At 44.1% G+C, this 16,152-nt stretch carries 16 protein-coding genes and 1 tRNA gene; 7 read left to right on the top strand and 10 right to left on the bottom strand.

The window, feature by feature from the left end:
* Positions 1–21 precede the first annotated feature (21 nt).
* The 3 genes from ACU01J_RS01180 to sodB form a co-directional block, all read right to left on the bottom strand.
* Positions 22–684 (bottom strand): SDR family oxidoreductase, encoded by a 663-nt coding sequence (locus ACU01J_RS01180; protein ID WP_481084062.1) that lies wholly within the window; start codon positions 682–684, stop codon positions 22–24.
* 203 nt (positions 685–887) lie between these two features.
* Positions 888–1,391, bottom strand: a complete 504-nt coding sequence (locus ACU01J_RS01175) for a VC2046/SO_2500 family protein (RefSeq protein WP_481084061.1) — start codon at positions 1,389–1,391, stop codon at positions 888–890.
* A gap of 132 nt (positions 1,392–1,523) precedes the next feature.
* Positions 1,524–2,108 (bottom strand): superoxide dismutase [Fe], encoded by a 585-nt coding sequence (gene sodB, locus ACU01J_RS01170; protein WP_126575682.1) that lies wholly within the window; start codon positions 2,106–2,108, stop codon positions 1,524–1,526.
* 301 nt (positions 2,109–2,409) lie between these two features.
* On the opposite strand from sodB, the gene ACU01J_RS01165 reads away from it, so the two are divergent.
* Positions 2,410–2,745, top strand: a complete 336-nt coding sequence (locus ACU01J_RS01165; protein WP_053440283.1) for a Grx4 family monothiol glutaredoxin — start codon at positions 2,410–2,412, stop codon at positions 2,743–2,745.
* 104 nt (positions 2,746–2,849) lie between these two features.
* Entirely contained in the window at positions 2,850–4,805 is a 1,956-nt protein-coding gene (locus ACU01J_RS01160; RefSeq protein WP_481084060.1) for a DNA topoisomerase III, read from the top strand.
* Here the strand turns inward: ACU01J_RS01160 and ACU01J_RS01155 are convergent.
* From ACU01J_RS01155 to ACU01J_RS01145, 3 genes are read right to left on the bottom strand one after another with little or no spacing between them, the layout of a single operon-like run.
* Positions 4,802–5,785: a DUF3080 domain-containing protein gene (locus tag ACU01J_RS01155; protein WP_481084059.1), complete on the bottom strand. Its 984-nt coding sequence runs from the start codon at positions 5,783–5,785 to the stop codon at positions 4,802–4,804. The genes ACU01J_RS01160 and ACU01J_RS01155 overlap by 4 nt on opposite strands.
* A gap of 47 nt (positions 5,786–5,832) precedes the next feature.
* Positions 5,833–6,516 (bottom strand): SDR family oxidoreductase, encoded by a 684-nt coding sequence (locus ACU01J_RS01150; protein WP_481084058.1) that lies wholly within the window; start codon positions 6,514–6,516, stop codon positions 5,833–5,835.
* Between the two features lie 40 nt (positions 6,517–6,556).
* Entirely contained in the window at positions 6,557–6,679 is a 123-nt protein-coding gene (locus ACU01J_RS01145; protein WP_279630704.1) for a hypothetical protein, read from the bottom strand.
* A gap of 102 nt (positions 6,680–6,781) precedes the next feature.
* Here ACU01J_RS01145 and ACU01J_RS01140 point away from each other — a divergent pair, with 102 nt between their 5' ends.
* Together ACU01J_RS01140 and ACU01J_RS01135 are read left to right on the top strand one after the other, a co-directional pair.
* Positions 6,782–7,705 carry a histone deacetylase family protein gene (locus ACU01J_RS01140; protein WP_481084057.1) on the top strand — a complete coding sequence of 308 codons (924 nt, stop codon included), beginning with the start codon at positions 6,782–6,784 and terminating at the stop codon, positions 7,703–7,705.
* Between the two features lie 11 nt (positions 7,706–7,716).
* Positions 7,717–8,199, top strand: coding sequence for an NUDIX domain-containing protein (locus tag ACU01J_RS01135; protein ID WP_481084056.1), 483 nt, complete (start codon positions 7,717–7,719; stop codon positions 8,197–8,199).
* 119 nt (positions 8,200–8,318) lie between these two features.
* Here ACU01J_RS01135 and ACU01J_RS01130 read toward each other — a convergent pair.
* From ACU01J_RS01130 to ACU01J_RS01120, 3 genes are all read right to left on the bottom strand, one after another.
* Positions 8,319–8,409: transfer RNA gene (locus tag ACU01J_RS01130), tRNA-Ser, on the bottom strand.
* A gap of 194 nt (positions 8,410–8,603) precedes the next feature.
* Complete coding sequence (locus ACU01J_RS01125) at positions 8,604–10,406, bottom strand: DUF3413 domain-containing protein (protein ID WP_481084055.1); 1,803 nt, start codon at positions 10,404–10,406, stop codon at positions 8,604–8,606.
* A gap of 28 nt (positions 10,407–10,434) precedes the next feature.
* Positions 10,435–10,659, bottom strand: coding sequence for a YejL family protein (locus tag ACU01J_RS01120; protein ID WP_481084054.1), 225 nt, complete (start codon positions 10,657–10,659; stop codon positions 10,435–10,437).
* 84 nt (positions 10,660–10,743) lie between these two features.
* On the opposite strand from ACU01J_RS01120, the gene yejK reads away from it, so the two are divergent.
* From yejK to ACU01J_RS01105, 3 genes are all read left to right on the top strand, one after another.
* Positions 10,744–11,745 (top strand): nucleoid-associated protein YejK, encoded by a 1,002-nt coding sequence (yejK, locus tag ACU01J_RS01115; protein ID WP_481084053.1) that lies wholly within the window; start codon positions 10,744–10,746, stop codon positions 11,743–11,745.
* Between the two features lie 107 nt (positions 11,746–11,852).
* Complete coding sequence (locus tag ACU01J_RS01110) at positions 11,853–13,088, top strand: Hpt domain-containing protein (RefSeq protein WP_481084052.1); 1,236 nt, start codon at positions 11,853–11,855, stop codon at positions 13,086–13,088.
* 61 nt (positions 13,089–13,149) lie between these two features.
* Positions 13,150–14,304, top strand: a complete 1,155-nt coding sequence (locus ACU01J_RS01105; RefSeq protein WP_481084051.1) for a chemotaxis protein — start codon at positions 13,150–13,152, stop codon at positions 14,302–14,304.
* A 59-nt stretch (positions 14,305–14,363) separates the two neighbouring features.
* Here ACU01J_RS01105 and nhaC read toward each other — a convergent pair whose 3' ends face one another.
* Complete coding sequence (gene nhaC / locus ACU01J_RS01100) at positions 14,364–15,800, bottom strand: Na+/H+ antiporter NhaC (RefSeq protein WP_481084050.1); 1,437 nt, start codon at positions 15,798–15,800, stop codon at positions 14,364–14,366.
* Between the last annotated feature and the right edge of the window lie 352 nt (positions 15,801–16,152).

Here is a 16,152-nt window from a genome sequence, read left to right as displayed (position 1 = left end):
GCTATGATGCTAGAAAGGTTTTTACGCAGCCATGACCCGACCACTGAAATAGTCGTTGGAAACGATGTACTCAGTGTTGCGAATGAGTTCATCCTGAATCTCTGCCCAGTGAGTATTGTTGTGATCTAAAGTCGGTACAACTCCGCCAACACGGATATTGAATGGTGTGAGTTCTTTGGCCCAACTTTGAGTAAATCCTGCCACCATAGAGGTTGCGTTATCAAATCCAGATAAGTCCTGATATTCAGGATGAGAAATGACATTCACGATAACGCCATTCTTCTTTTCTTTACGCATTCTCTCTGCGGTTGCTTGACCGAAACTAAACATAGTTGCAGCCATTAATGACAGGCGCTGCGTGAACACGTCACTCGCTTGTTGATCAAAAATATTCGGCATAGCTTGCGCGGTCAGTGTATTGATCAATACGTCGGGGGAACGTTTTAAGCGTTGATCCATAAACTCAAATAGATCTTGAATCGATTGCAGTGAATGATCCGAAACTTTGAACTGATGGACTTGTTCAGAGATCTCGCGACATAGTTGATAAGTGTGCTGCAACTGTGGACTACTTTTATCACACAACACGACCGTCGCTCCTAGTGAAGCGAAGTGGTAAGCAAGTGTACTTCCTACCTGCGAACCGGCGGATGTCACTAATACTACAGCACTTTTAATATCCATTGGCTTACCCCCATAAGCTATGTCAGCGTGAAAACTTGTCCACATAGCATGGTAGATTAACTGTTATTGAGTTGTGAATAAGGTCAAATAACTGGCCGGATTGTATGACAACTTATGAATCTTTGGCCTTATTCACATTATCGAGCAGCCTTGCTAACAAAATCCGAAAAATGAGACGGCCAAAATGTGATCTTAAACGATCGTTAAGCTTGAGATTGGATCTGAAAAGTACGCTGGGCTTTGATCAACTGATTATATAAATCGATCGGCATTAACTCTTTAGGTTCTTTTTCTCTCATCGCGCGACGCTGGTGGCCGGATAGGTTGTGGTAAACCTCTTCAGGAAGGTCATGAGTGTCTTCTGGCAGATAGGTAAGCGCATCGGGCGTGAGATAGTGACTGAGCTTTGCACTTGGCAGGCCTGAACTGTGAAATAACGAGGCTTGCTGCGCCGATATATCGTACGAGCTTTGATCTGAGCGTAATGGCTGAGGGGGTTGGAGTTCGAATCGTTTACGAAGCGCTTGTTCTGAGGTGTCAATTTCATCGACTTTCTCGACAGGAGTGTTGTCGCGAACATCATTTGAGAACATAGACAAAATTAGCGCAAAATCAGCACGACGACCTTCATGAACGGCGTGGTTAATCCCCGTGCCGAACCCAAGCTCGTTAATAATGGCTGCTTTGTCTAAAGTATGGATTTGCATATTGCCCCTCGTATGATGCTTTTATAGCGACGTATGGGCAGAAAACTTTAGATAAATCAGCAGCAGAAATGAAAAAAGCCAGCTAAGTGCTGGCTTTTTATACGACTAAATTTTAAATCCTATAGGGAAGGATTATTTAGCTAGGTTCTCTGCAACGAAGTCCCAGTTAACTAGAGCCCAGAATGCGTTCATGTAGTCTGGACGTACGTTACGGAAGTCGATGTAGTAAGCGTGTTCCCACAGGTCAACTGTTAGAAGTGGAGTAGTGCCTTCTTCAGTTAGAGGAGTTGCCGCGTTAGAAGTGTTAACGATTTCTAGAGAACCGTCAGCTTTCTTAACTAGCCAAGTCCAAGATGAACCAAAGTTATTGATTGCAGAATCAGTGAACTTCGCTTTGAACTCTTCGAAAGAACCGAAAGCAGCGTTGATTGCGTCAGCAACTGCACCTGTTGGCTCGCCACCTGCGTTTGGCGCTAGACAGTGCCAGTAGAAAGTGTGGTTCCAGATTTGAGCTGCGTTGTTGAATACGCCGCCAGTAGAAGTCTTAATGATCTCTTCTAGAGTTTTACCTTCAAACTCAGTACCTGGGATAAGACCGTTTAGCTTAACAACGTAAGTGTTGTGGTGCTTACCGTGGTGGAAATCTAGAGTTTCTGCCGAGATGTGTGGTTCTAGTGCGTCTTTCGCGTAAGGAAGAGCTGGTAGTTCAAATGCCATTGCTCGATTCTCCATTTATATGAAAGGGGAAGACCCTTTCGATTGCTTCCAGTGATATTTATTATTCATGGCTCGCGCAGTGCTAGCCATGGTCAATTCGCTGACTTGTCATCTAGTTTATCAAGTTTTTACTTTATTAAAAGCACTGACGGTAAATTTCTATCTGAAAGACAACAAATTTCTGGTGACGGCTACTGCCATCGCACACAAATTATAACCATACATATTATAGGCTTTTTATTCTGTGCTAATGGTTTAGAATATGCAGAATATTTGCAGTAACTCCATTAAAGAGGAAGCAATGGAAACTATCGATAAAATCAAACAGCAAATCGCAGAAAACACGATCCTTCTATACATGAAAGGTTCACCAAAACTACCTAGCTGCGGTTTCTCTTCTCAAGCTGCTCAAGCACTTATGGCATGTGGCGAGAAGTTCGCTTATGTAGATATCCTACAAAACCCAGATATTCGTGCAGAGCTTCCAGCTTACGCACAGTGGCCAACATTCCCTCAACTTTGGGTTGAAGGTGAGCTAATCGGCGGTTGTGACATCATCATCGAAATGTTCCAAAAGGGTGAGCTTCAGCCACTAATTAAAGAAGCTGCTGAGCGTGCAGGTTCTGACGAAGAGTAATCTTCACAAAATTTAAAGATACTGTTTAAATTTACAGTTTTTCTTGATTTCTAAGGGTCACATTCGATAATGTGGCCCTTATTGTATCTAGCAGACCCTATTTTATGTCTCGTCTATTTATTGCTGAAAAACCTAGCCTAGGCCGCGCGATTGCAGCCGCATTACCCGGACCAAAGAAAAACGACCAAGGTTTTATACGTTGCGGTAATGGTGATGTGGTGACTTGGTGTATTGGTCACTTGTTAGAGCAAGTAGAGCCTGATGTGTATGACGAGCGCTATAAAAAGTGGAATCTCGCTGACCTACCGATTGTCCCACAGCAGTGGCAACTTAGACCGCGCAAGTCCGCGAGTAAACAGCTTACGGTAGTACGAAAGCTACTCAAAGAATCCAATCAAATTATTCATGCTGGAGACCCTGATAGAGAAGGGCAGCTGCTGGTGGATGAAGTTCTCGATTACTGCAAAGTCAGCAAAACCAAGAAAGAAGCCACTCAACGTCTGTTGATTAGTGACCTTAACTTACCTGCGGTGAAACGTGCGCTTAATCAGATGCGCAGTAATCGTGACTTTATCCCTTTGTCCGTTTCAGCGTTGGCTCGCTCTCGTGCTGACTGGTTATATGGCATGAACATGTCGCGTGCCTATACCTTACTGGGGCAAAAAGCAGGCTACCAAGGAGTGCTTTCGGTTGGTCGTGTGCAAACACCTGTATTGGGCTTGGTGGTTAGACGTGATGAAGAGATCGAAAACTTTATCCCACGTGATTACTTTACCTTGCATGCGCTAATCCCTTATCAAGATGGTAACAGCGCTTTTGATATCCGTGCTCGTTGGAAGCCAAGCGCAGCTTGTCAACCCTATCAAGATGAAGAGGGCAGAGTACTCAACCGTAAACTGGTCGAGAATGTGGCTAACCGCATCGCTAATCAGCCAGCGACGGTCGTTGAGTCAGAACAAAAGCAAACTAAGCAATCCGCACCTCTGCCTTACTCACTCTCTGCACTGCAAATTGATGCGGCTAAGCGTTTTGGCATGAGCGCACAACAAGTGCTAGATACTTGTCAGTCTCTGTATGAAAAACATAAGCTGATCACTTACCCGCGTTCCGACAGTCGTTATCTGCCAAAAGAGCACTTTGCTCAGGCGGGCTGTGTGTGCGAGGCGATTGCTAATAACGCCAACGAGCTAAGTCAGGCTGTGAATGGCGCTGATTTAAGTTTGAAATCGAAAGCTTGGAACGACAACAAAGTCGATGCTCACCACGCCATCATCCCGACGCCCAAAAAAGCCTCGGTGAATGGATTGTCGGGTAATGAGATGAAAATCTATCAGCAGATAGCGCGCCAATACCTGATGCAATTCTACCCTGCTGCAGTCTATGCCGAAGCGAAGTTAGTGTTTGATATTGCGGGCGGCACCTTTATCGCAAAAGGGCGACAACTTGTCTCAGCAGGCTGGAAAGAGCTAATGGGCAAGGTCGATGACGATGATGCGAGTGTTGATGCGGTTCCTCCATTAACCAAGGGCACGGTGTTGACCTGTCGTGAAGGGGAAATTAAAGATCGTAAGACTGAGCCTCCAAAGCATTTCACTGAAGCTACCTTGCTGCAAGCTATGACAGGAATAGCGCGATTTGTTGAAGATAAAGAGCTGAAAAAGATCTTAAAAGAGACCGATGGTTTAGGCACAGAAGCGACCAGAGCGGGTATTCTTGATACTTTATTTAAACGCCAATTACTGCAGCGCCAAGGCAAGTCTATTTTAAGTAAACCAGCAGGGCGAGGCCTAATTCACGCCTTGCCTTCTGATTCAACGTACCCGGACATGACGGCTCACTGGGAGCACCAGTTGCAAGGTATGGCAGAGCGCAATCAAGCGTATGCGCCGTTTATGCTAGCGTTGCAAACTCGAATCGATAATTTGATGGGGCAGGTAAAAACTGGCGATGTTCCGGAGTCATTACGTCATTTGCCAAAAGTAGAGCGCCCAGCGTTCAAGAAAAAGAAAGGCGGTTATCGCAAGAAAAGCTCACCTTCGAGTCGAAAGAAGGCTTCTTAGCCGACTTTGCGGCCACAACGCTTAAACAATCGTTGCCAATATTGGATGTGCTCGAGAGTCGCTTGGCGGAACGCACTGTGGCTCTGCTCTAGCGGGTAGATAAACGGGTGCAGTTCTGGTTGAGGTGCGAAGAGAGTTAAGTTGGGCGATAATTGTTGATAGTAGCTGTCTAGCGTTGCTAAATAAGGTTGAACGTTACCGATGTACTGCTGCTTGAAGACATTGTTCAAATAATTAAAGCGGGTGGTGTCTCTTTGTGGGGCACAAATAATTTTATGATCGTTATTGTTCAATTGTTCTGTGATCAACGAGAGCTGCGCAGCTGAATAGGACAAGGAATAGTAAAGGTTACCCACTACAGCGATCTTCTCGAGCGTTTCTTGAGCCTCTATTACGTTCGATTTTTCTGACCCAGAGTGGAATGCCTTATTTAGATGTGTCAGAGCGTTTGATACTTGCTGAACTTGCTCGCTCATCCCACCTGTTAGCAGACTAGTCCCTTTCAACTGAGCTTGCATTGCATCGCTGGTGTACAGCAAGTTCCATTGATGCATATCCAACTGTTCTCGTTTTTCTTTTCTAATGTCTGTCAAGGTAGGTTTGAGTTCGCCATCGATTTCCGGATCATCGATGCATGCCGTTAGGCCTTTTAGCAATGCTGATTGATAGTCATAATTACTGAAATCATCTGCCACCTTCCCTAAAACGGAGTTCCTCTCCGCAATCAGTTGAAATAGCCCACATTGGCGCAACTGATAACTATCCAGTAGTCCGAGTGTGATCGGGGGAATCGTTAGATACAATTCACGTTTGCGAGGTAGTTGGGCAATGGATATCTCTTGGGTGATGTCTGCTGTATCGAGAACATTGTCGACCCGTTCAGAATAGGTCTCGAAGAAGCGACTAGGAGAGTCGCTCTTGCAACCGTTTAAAACAGGGATGAGGCATATCAAACCAAGGGTGGCGCGTACAATGTGCATCGTAATAGAGTAAGTTCCTAAACCGTTATAGTTCTATTTACGTAGCATTACCAAGGGAGTTCACTCCCATCATAGTTGATGAACTTACCACTTTGAGCTTGTGTCGAATTTTCAATGACTTGGCTTAGGCCATTTGCAGAAGTATCGGCATCAATCAGCGCATTTGGTCCACCCATCTGCGTTTGTACCCATCCCGGGTGAAGGGCTAAGACGGTGAAGCCTTCAGGTGTTAAATCATTACTTAGGCTCTTCACGACGGAATTCAGAGCAGCTTTTGATGAGCGGTAAATATAACCACCACCCGACGTGTTTTCCGTCATGCTACCAACTTTAGAAGAGAGGCAGGCGATCTTCTTAAGTGAACCTTGGCGTAGGTTTGTTGCGAATGCTTCGACGAGTTTTAGTGGAGCGATGGTATTAATCTCTAACACTTTTCGCCACTCTTCCACATCCGTATGGCCAAAACCATACCCTTTAGGACCATAGTAACCAGCGTTATTAATCAATAGGTCGATGGCAGGAAGTTGAGCAGAGAGAGACGTTATGGCCGCATAATCTGTGATATCAACCTGATGGCACTCAAGTTGTTCTGCCGATGTTAATTGCAGTAACTCAGACGAACTATCAGTATTACGATAGGTCGCATGAACGCGCCAGCCTTGTGCGAGATAGAGCTTAGCCAAACTCAAACCAATACCGCGATTTGCGCCAGTGATAAGAACGGTCTTCATCGCCAATTCCTTTTTTTAAATAAATAGTTAGATTAGTTTGCTAAGTAAGTGCGACAAAATCAACCAGCCACCATGAACAAAATAGCATTGCAGAGAATAAGCCAATAGCGACCAATGAGCCTGAGATAGCACCGAAGAATAAGAACAGCGTAGTTTTTGACATAGTAATAATTAAATGAAATTGATAATTAATATCATTTAACTATTTTTGAAATCAATATACAAGCTGATACCATAACTCCATCTTAGTTTGGTCTAGTGCATTATGATCCCGTTGATTTACCATTCGATCTATTCGGAGTTACCCCTTCCAGAAGGGCATCGTTACCCCATCAATAAATATCGCTTACTCCATGATGCGATAAACAGTGAAATAAATGCCAACGATGCTTGGAGAGAGCAGTTCATGCATGTGGTGCCATCTATGCTGGACCGACAAGCTGTCACCCAAGTGCATTGCCGCGAGTATATTGATTCACTGTTCTCCGGCACACTACCGGCGCCTAAAATGAGACGAATAGGCTTTCCATGGAGCGAAATACTCATCACTAGAACACTCACATCGGCTGGTGGCACGTGTGAAACAGTCAACCTATCGGTCGAGCACGGTATAGCGATTCACCTAAGCGGGGGTTACCACCATGCACACCATGACTTTGGCAGCGGTTTTTGTTTAGTTAATGATTTAGTGTTGGCAGCGAAGAGGGCTCTGACACTTGATAATATAGATAAAGTTCTGATCGTTGATAGTGACGTCCACCATGGTGATGGTACAGCGACATTATGTGAAGAGGACACGAGCATCGTGACCTTATCGTTCCATTGTGATAAGAATTTTCCGGCGAGAAAGCCTCATTCCGATCTTGATGTGCCATTAGCGCGAGAGACGGGGGATGATGAATTTCTAGCGTCATTTACGTCTGTTGTTGAGATGGCGGTCAACCTTCATCAACCTGATCTGATTCTTTATGACGCTGGAGTCGATATTCATCAGGATGATGAGCTAGGCTATTTAAGTGTATCAAGTGAAGCGATCTATAAACGTGATGAGTTTATGTTTCAGTTAGCGAAGCGTAAACAACTGCCTATCGCATGTGTCGTTGGTGGTGGTTATCGTAGCCTGCATGAAGCACTTGTCCCAATTCACATGCAGCTGATTCGTGCTGCGCTTAAAGTTTATGGACGTTAGAAGGATAATTCATGGAACATCGTATTCGTGCCGCAGGCATCTTAATTAGAGATGGCGCAATGTTGTTACTTCGCGTACAGGACTTTAGTGGTGAATATTGGGTGCCGCCTGGAGGAGGAATGGAACCAGGCGATCAAAGCTCAAGAGCCTGTGTAGTTCGAGAGTTTAAAGAAGAAGCGGGTATCGATGTTCAGGCTGGGGAATTGATTTGTGTAAGAGAGTTTCTTGAAACGCACACTGAACGTTACCATGCAGAGTTTTTCTATCTGATTAATAGTTTTCTCGGCACACCGCACCTTGAGAATCTAAAAGGCTTAAATGATGAAGGATATATTCAAGCGGTAGAGTGGGTGCCAATCCCGCAGTTAGCAGACAAGCGAATCTACCCTGCTGAGCTGAAAAACAAATTGATTGATTTGATTGAGACACAGCATTTTTCTACTCACTTAGGCAGTTATGTCCAAGGGCAGTTTGAACATATTGATCACCTTTGAGCGACTCTCTTTGCTTTGTTTGAAAACGAAAAAGGCCGCGAATTGCTTAGCGCCTTTTTACTAAACTTTCACTGCTTTAAAACGAGAAAACCCCAGTCTTTCGACTAGGGTTTTAAATGTGGCGGAGAGATAGGGATTTGAACCCTAGATACGCTATTAACGTATGCCGGTTTTCAAGACCGGTGCTTTCAACCACTCAGCCATCTCTCCGTTGTTGACGCGAATGATATAAGGCTTACGAAAACTTGTAAACCCCTAATTTTATTGTTTGCTTTAATAATGAGCACTTAATATAAAAAAGTTAATTAGATGGTTGTTTCTTGCGCTTTTAAAGCTGGTGAATACAAAAAGAGAAAGCCTTAGCTCTCTCTTTATAGGTCAGTTGTCAGTCGTAACAATATGAATTAGTTACTCTTAACGTAGAATCGTTGCAGTTCAGTTAACCCTTGCATCAATACTGGAAGTGTTGGGTTCTGATCTTTTAAGCGATGATAGTCTTCGTCGTACAGCTTGTAGTTACCAAATTTATCAATCACGGTTGTGTTCTTATTGGTAATAAGCGCAAGTTCACGAGCATCACCTGCTAGGATCCAGCGGCGTTTGCTTTCATCAAACAAGTTTCGGCCACTGCTAAAGTCAGAAGGGTTTGAAGAAACACCTAGTAGATCTTGAAGTAGCGTGACAGAAAGATCTAGATGACTAGTGCGATGTTGATACACGCCGGCTACAGTACCCGGCCAATGAATAATCATCGGAACTTGAAGCTGGTAGCGGCTATAGTTTGTGTTTGAGCCCCAGCTGTTAGTTTTAGTTTCATTGAATTCAGTAGCGTGATTTGAAGTGATTACAATTACCGTTGATTTGGAAAGATCCAACTCTTTGACTTTAGTGAGGAGTTGTGCCACTTCGTTATCCGCTTCGCTTACAGATTCGAAGTAGCCTTCTTTTAGCTTCTCAGCAGCTGTTTGTCCCTTAGTTGAAGGGTAAGCGCTAAAGTTATCTACCGTTGTAAGCTCAATGTAGCTAAACCACGGTTTTTTACCTTGCTTCGCAGCCCACGTAGCCCAAGTATCGATCGCTTGAGAATCTGCTGATGTGCGATCGTTAAAGGCAATACCGGTAAAGTTCATACCGCGGAATACGGTTTCACCATAAAGCGGTTCATCGAAGTTATCACCGCTAAATAGACCAAATTGGTACTCTTTCTCTTTTAAGGTATCGATAAGGATAGGACGAGAGCCTTGAGCTTGAATGCTAGAAGAGTAGCTGCTTGGTAAGCCATAGAACAAACCAAACACACCATAAGAATCGTTGCTTGAACTAAAGTGGTTATTGAACCTTAGGTTGTTTTGCGCAAATTGATACGTTGCAGGCATCGACTCAGCATTAAGTGCATCTGAGCGCAAGTTGTTGATGCTAACAACTAGGATGTTCAGTGGGTTAGAGCGACGGTTGAACTCTATACGCTCTAGCGGGTATTGCACCAAGCCAGTTTCGCCTTTACTTTGCTCTAAGCGCTCTAGGTACTCATCACGATCCAATAGGCCGTGTCTTTCCATAAATGACTTCGCGGTCATTGGGTAAGAAAGTGGGAAATTCGCCTTTTGCGCCGTAATTGGGCTGTAAAAGTGCGCGTCGGCCCAAACGTAAATTAAGTGACTAGAGATAAAGCTGACAAAGAATAGAGCAGCAATTGGTCGGCCTACGTGTTTGTGCGACAGTTTACGTTGCTTTCTCCATACCCACTCAGACAGTGCAAGCTGAAGCAGGAAAATAAGAGGAAGTACAATAAATAGATGCTGTAAGTCAGCGCTAATGTTTGAGCTTTCATCACTAAATAGCACTTCCCAGACTACAGGGGTTAAGTGTAAGTTGATGTTTTGGTAAGCCTGCGTATCAATCAGAAGTACAGTCAACCCAACAGTAGCAAAACAGACCGCCACCAAACGGAATAGCTTGCGTGACGGTATGACAAAGGTGAGTGGGAATAGAACCAGGAGGTAAAGCGCAAATACAAGGAAGCCAAAGTGACCAACCCAAGACGCCGCTAAATAGAATTGCCCCAAAAGGGTTTCTGGCCACGGAGAATGAGTGATATAACGGGTTCCGATCAACATCGCCGCTATAATGTTGAAGAAGGAAAACCAGTGTCCCCAACCTACTAAGCGTGATACGCGTTCGCCGTATGTATTTACGTTATCGACCATGTAATTGTTCTATTATCCGTTATTATTTTTAGTGTTTTTTGTCTTCAATTGAAGATACAAGCGCTTCTGCAAATTTTTCAGCAATTGCCTTACGTTGTGAAGCGGCAACGTCATGATTTAAGACATTGGTTGCGATATTGCCAGCAATCATTAATGCAAGTTCAGGGCCAGCTGAATGTTTTTCAAGTACTGCGGCTACTTCAGTAAGGATTTGTTCTACTTGTTTGTCGCTGTATTTAGATGTAATCGGCATAAAGACTCTAATGATGATAGTAAAGCGGCTTATGATAACCTACAATGCCACGCAACTGAAACCTACGCAGCGATAAATTTCATCATGAGCTTACACCTTTCTAATGTTATCTTGCATCAATTGCAAAAAAACGATTCAGAGGAACTGGTTGTAAATTTCCGTTCCGAGTCTCTGACCAACGATGCTTCTACTGAAAATCTAGTGGCAGAGCTTCATCGTGTATTCAATTCCAAAGCGGGTAAGGGCTTCGGTTCTTTCAAGTCTGACAGTGAATTCCAACACTGGTTGCAAGATTTACGTCAAGGAAATAAGAATTTCTATGACTTCTCACAATCTAGTGCAAACCGCCTGAAAGATGAGCTAGCAAAATACCCATTTGCCGATGAAGGTATTCTTGTGATTGCCGAATATCAGTCACTGGCTACAGATTACCTATTCGTTGCGATCATTCCATCGAACCAAAGTTTGAAAGTAACAGAAGGTCTTGATATCAGTGCGACGGATTACCTTGATCTAAGTAAGATGGATATCGCTGCTCGAATCGATTTAACCAGCTTTGAAACAGACAAAGAGTCTAATCGTTACCTTGCATACATTAAAGGACGCGTAGGGCGTAAAGTAGCCGACTTCTTCTTGGACTTCTTACAGGCTGAAGTAGGCTTAGATACTAAGCAACAAAACCAAGTGCTGATGCAAGCGGTAGAAGACTTCTGTGCGGATTCAAAACTAGAAAAAGACGAAGTGCTTAACTACAAGAAGCAAGTAGCGAGCTACTGCAATGAGCAGATTAAATCGGGTGATGAAGTTCAAGTTCGTGAACTTTCTGGTGAGCTTCCTCCTGCGCAAGATGGCACCAGCTTCTTAGATTACACTCAAGAGCAAGGCTACGAGCTAGAAGAGAGTTTTCCGGGTGACCGAACTGCCGTACGTAAACTGACTAAATATGTTGGTGCTGGTGGCGGCCTGAATGTGAGCTTCGATAGCATGCTTCTCGGTGAGCGTATTTTCTACGATCCACAAACCGATACCCTGACCATTAAGGGGACGCCGCCAAACCTGAAAGACCAACTTACTCGCAATAAGTAAGCCTCTCAGAATCGGACTAACTGCAACATTTTTGCAGTTAGTCCTGCACTTCTTGAATATTGTGTATATGCTTGTATTACAGGGATTTATTGAATACAGGCACGACAATGGAAGGCAAGGCTCTCAAATTCGGCTGGTTGCTACTTAGCTTATGGTTGATTTGTATCGCGTTACTTGCGAGTAGCTACCGCTCGACCAGTGAAACCAAAGAGCAAATCTACGAGCTAGGCAGCGGAATTCAAGAGCTGCGCGAAACTCTTACCTTCGATTCTCTTTATCGAACTCACATGGCCGATACTCAGGCCCTAAACATCCAGCTTATTTACGCGTTACGCTTACAAATCGAGACGCACTATAAAAACAGTTGGTTCCTACCTGATATTCATCAGTTGTTGTTTACTACTGACCGCTTCATTGAACAAACTCAAATTTACCTCGACAACAACTTAGACCTGCTTAATCTGGTTGAACAGATCCGCGTCATGCGAGATGAATACAAGGGGCAGCAGGGTGTATCAGAGCTTTACCTACATCTTAGTGCCAACGTGCTAGATGCGATGTACAGCAACAACGGTTCTAACCCAGCAATTTACCGCGAACTGGATCAAGTCTATTTTCTATCGACCAAATTACCTTCAGAGCAACGACAAGACTTACAGCAAGTACTGGCGCAAACTTCTACTGTGCTAGGAGGGTATGCTCAAGGGCAATATATTGTCGATAAACTGATCACTCATGATGTCCACACTCAAATAGCACTGCAACGAAATGAGTTCAACCAACTACTGGCTCAGCATATTTGGCTTGGCATTTTTGTCAGCTTTTTAACTATGGCTGGCTACCTTTGGTTAATTCGTATCGCGGCTGGCTCTGTCCTTACCAAATCAACAGAGTTATCGAGTAGTGAGCGACAAGATGCTGAAGCGAATGAGAGCAACAATGAGCAGACCAATGTGTCTGTTGCTGAGCCATCAGTGGAAGCTGAACTGGGTGAACCTGAGATAGACTTTGCCAAGATGTTGGACTCGTTGAACCAAGATGTAGAATCCGTCTGTATGCTGTTGGAAGTTTTTATCGAAGACCACTCTGCAGATGTAGAACGGATCACTAGCTTGCTTACCGACTCTCCAGAAGAAGCACAACGAAAAGCGCATAGTTTGAAGGGGGTTGGAGGTAATCTAGGTGCTTCAAAATTGAGAGAATCGGCAAGTAAAGTTGAAGTGGCGATAAAAGAAGATTTCACTGCCGTACCTGATCTTCTTAATGAACTCAAGGCACGATTGGACAATGCCCTTGAGGAAGCAAGAATTTTCCTAAAAGAGAACGCCAAAGTAGAGCGTTGACTTCGTCCTGACTTAAGGATTGTATGGTGCTTGGCTTTTTTAATTCTGTATGTGAGGTTATATGCTTCTTCGCCGCCTATCTGTTCTATGGCTGTTGGCTTTCGTCCTTCCAATTTCGGGCTGTTCACTACTTGAAGTGAAAATCGATAGCCAGACAACTCCTTTGACACAACAAGAGCTCAATATGCGTTTAATGACGCGTGAGTATACCCAACAGTTTTTTGCGCAAGTAGAGCAAGCTGCGGATGCTACGGCTGAACAATATGACCCTCAAGATAAGCTGTATCAATCTTATGTATTGCTGTGGAAAATCAATGCAGAAGAAGGCTTACAACGTTCTTCTTATCAAGTCTCTCCAATGGCTGCACTTATTGATAGCTGGGTGTTTACCGAGCAGATGAATCAGTTTTTTAATACTGGTGCAGGGCAGGAATTATTTGTAAATGATGACGCAAAGCACGTTTCTACAGAGTTAGCGTCTGATATCAACAAGCTTGCGAAGTCGCTACTTAAAGGCAGTAGTTATTCTCAAACCCAGAAGTTTGTGAGTGAATTTGCCAATGCTCACCCGTTTGAGGACTTAAGCTTTATCAGAACACCCGCTTACCGAGCATGGCTTGAGGCGAATCAGATCAGTGAAGGTGAAGCCGTCTCGACGTTGGGTACTATGCCAGAAGCATTAGGTGACGTGTCTGACCGACTCAGCTTAGTGTCTGAGCAAACGCCAAAGTTGATGACATGGAAAGCGCAACTTATCGCATTAAATAGCTCTATTAGTGGCGAACAGTTAACTCAAACGCTTCAGAGCTTGCAAGCGACGTCGGAGTCATTCCAAGACTTTGTTGAGAATAATCCACAATATATGGAAGATCTTGCCCGTCAAATGTCGCTTCAACTTGAGCCTTTAGTACAAGAGATCGATCTGCGTACCACTCAACGTATTGAGCAATTAAGCTTAGAGCGTGAAGCGCTGGAAAAAATGGTGGCAAGAGAGCGCGCGGAAATTGCGTTAATTATTAGCGCAGAACGTGAGCAGTTTACTCAAGATATCGATAAGGTTTCGCAAGATGTGGTGACCTTAGCGGTTGATAAGTTAGTTGAGCTCATTAAGAGTACGATTATTTACTTTATCCTCTTTATCGTTGCGATTTTCTTTGCGCCACTTGGATTGGGTTACTTACTAGGGCGACGCAGTGCAGCAAAGAGCAGTCAATAACATCGTTTAGTAGATACAAAAACGCCTCAATTGAGGCGTTTTTTTATCCAGACGATGGGTTATGCGGTCTGTTTTGTTAGTTCAGCCTCTGCTTCAGTATCCGCAGCAGGTGCTGTCGGTTCGCACTTATCAACAAACCAGCCCATGTATGAGGTAATAATTGTCACGATAATACAGACGAAGCTTAACCACATGAATGGTGCATAAGAGAGTGTTGCTACACCAAGGATACTTGCCATGTAGATACCGTTATCACTCCAGGGCACCATACCTGATGTTAGCGTACCGCCGAACTCTGCATTACGAGATAGGTTCTTACGCTTGTAACCTAAACGGTCGTAGTTCTTAGCACAGATTTTAGGTGTCAGGATTAAAGACACGTACATTGCCGAGCCAAAAACGTTACCCATGAATGCAGTACCAATGGTGCTAGTTGCTAGCGAGCCTGCACTTTGAACACGGCGTTCAAACAGTTTCGCGATGGTCTCTAGTACGCCCACTTTATCCAGTAGACCACCAAAACCTAGACCAAATACGATAACCGCAACCGAGCCAAGCATTGATGACATGCCACCACGGTTAAGGATTGAATCGATAAAGCTTACGCCAGACTCGATTTCGAACGGTGCCCAAGCGGTGTTAAATGCTTGCAAGAAGTCGACATCCTGGATCATAACTGCCCAGATGATACCTAGCAGAGAACCGAAGCTGATCACTGGGAAAGAAGGCATACGCATTGCCAGTAGACCCAGTACGATAATCACAGGGACAAACGAATATGGCGTGATGTAGAACTGCTCTTCCATTGCTTGAATCACTGACTGCACCTGAGACATATCAACGTTTCCAGCGTAGTGGAAACCAAACGCAGTAAACATAATGCCGGTAATGATGTAGCTGATCAAAGCGATAGGTAGCATGCCCTTAATGTGTTCAACCACTTCAACGTTAGACATTGAAGAAGCTAAGATCACTGAGTCAGACAGCGGCGACATTTTATCACCGAAGTAACAGCCTGATAGCACAGCACCAGCCGTAATTGGCGCGGGAACACCTAAGCCTTGGCCGATACCCATCATTGCGATACCTGCCGTACCTGCCGCACCCCAAGAAGTACCCGTAGCAAGTGCGGTCAATGAACAGATGATCATCGTAGCAAGAAGGAAAATAGAAGGGTGTATTGCTTTTAGACCATAGTAAATGATAGTTGGTACGATACCGCCAGAGATCCAAGTGCCAACCAAGGCACCGACCGCTAGAAGAATAAGAACTGCACCAAGTCCGTTAGAAATTCCGTTAAGAGCTGCTTTTTCTAAGTCTTTATATTGATGTCCTAAACGGATACCAAGGAACATGATGATAAACCAGCCGATGTAAAGCGCCAGCTGGATTGGTAGATCGAGTTGTGCTGTAAACGAAAATGCCAGTAATAGAAATAACCCTAAGGAAATTACTACCTGCATCAAGCTTGGCAGACGGTGGGGAAGTTGCGTCATACAGAGCCTCTTATTAGAGTAATTAGCGAGTGAAAGTCGTGTGCTTAGCACCACTTCTAGCAGGAGCGCTAACTCCTATTAGGTATGAAGCGCACTTTATCTCAGTTGGAGCAATATTTCGAGATAATGTCGTTATGCTGTGATTTATGTCTGTGTTGTTGTTCTTTTGTGGTTAAATCTATTGTTTAAGTTTAATTTTAATGGTGTGAAATGTTTTGAAATGTAAATTTTCTGTGGCACGCAATGTGTGTATTTGTTCCCGTTTTTGATGGTTTTTGGTGTGCTTGTAACAACTGAGTAAAAACCAGCCAAAACACGCGTCTAAGTGTGTTTTTTGAAAATAGGAAATAAA

The sequence above is a fragment of the Vibrio sp. 2433-A1 genome (genome assembly GCF_056726085.1).
Note: the sequence above shows the minus strand (reverse complement) of the source record. Positions and strands in the feature narration are given on the sequence as shown.

Excerpts from the sequence above, each read along its gene's own strand:
- ACU01J_RS01180 (WP_481084062.1), bottom strand. The coding sequence starts at position 684 with ATGGATATTAAAAGTGCTGTAGTATTAGTGACATCCGCCGGTTCGCAG.
- ACU01J_RS01175 (WP_481084061.1), bottom strand. The coding sequence starts at position 1,391 with ATGCAAATCCATACTTTAGACAAAGCAGCCATTATTAACGAGCTTGGG.
- sodB (WP_126575682.1), bottom strand. The coding sequence starts at position 2,108 with ATGGCATTTGAACTACCAGCTCTTCCTTACGCGAAAGACGCACTAGAA.
- ACU01J_RS01165 (WP_053440283.1), top strand. The coding sequence starts at position 2,410 with ATGGAAACTATCGATAAAATCAAACAGCAAATCGCAGAAAACACGATC.
- ACU01J_RS01160 (WP_481084060.1), top strand. The coding sequence starts at position 2,850 with ATGTCTCGTCTATTTATTGCTGAAAAACCTAGCCTAGGCCGCGCGATT.
- ACU01J_RS01155 (WP_481084059.1), bottom strand. The coding sequence starts at position 5,785 with ATGCACATTGTACGCGCCACCCTTGGTTTGATATGCCTCATCCCTGTT.
- ACU01J_RS01150 (WP_481084058.1), bottom strand. The coding sequence starts at position 6,516 with ATGAAGACCGTTCTTATCACTGGCGCAAATCGCGGTATTGGTTTGAGT.
- ACU01J_RS01145 (WP_279630704.1), bottom strand. The coding sequence starts at position 6,679 with ATGTCAAAAACTACGCTGTTCTTATTCTTCGGTGCTATCTCAGGCTCA.
- ACU01J_RS01140 (WP_481084057.1), top strand. The coding sequence starts at position 6,782 with ATGATCCCGTTGATTTACCATTCGATCTATTCGGAGTTACCCCTTCCA.
- ACU01J_RS01135 (WP_481084056.1), top strand. The coding sequence starts at position 7,717 with ATGGAACATCGTATTCGTGCCGCAGGCATCTTAATTAGAGATGGCGCA.
- ACU01J_RS01125 (WP_481084055.1), bottom strand. The coding sequence starts at position 10,406 with ATGGTCGATAACGTAAATACATACGGCGAACGCGTATCACGCTTAGTA.
- ACU01J_RS01120 (WP_481084054.1), bottom strand. The coding sequence starts at position 10,659 with ATGCCGATTACATCTAAATACAGCGACAAACAAGTAGAACAAATCCTT.
- yejK (WP_481084053.1), top strand. The coding sequence starts at position 10,744 with ATGAGCTTACACCTTTCTAATGTTATCTTGCATCAATTGCAAAAAAAC.
- ACU01J_RS01110 (WP_481084052.1), top strand. The coding sequence starts at position 11,853 with ATGGAAGGCAAGGCTCTCAAATTCGGCTGGTTGCTACTTAGCTTATGG.
- ACU01J_RS01105 (WP_481084051.1), top strand. The coding sequence starts at position 13,150 with ATGCTTCTTCGCCGCCTATCTGTTCTATGGCTGTTGGCTTTCGTCCTT.
- nhaC (WP_481084050.1), bottom strand. The coding sequence starts at position 15,800 with ATGACGCAACTTCCCCACCGTCTGCCAAGCTTGATGCAGGTAGTAATT.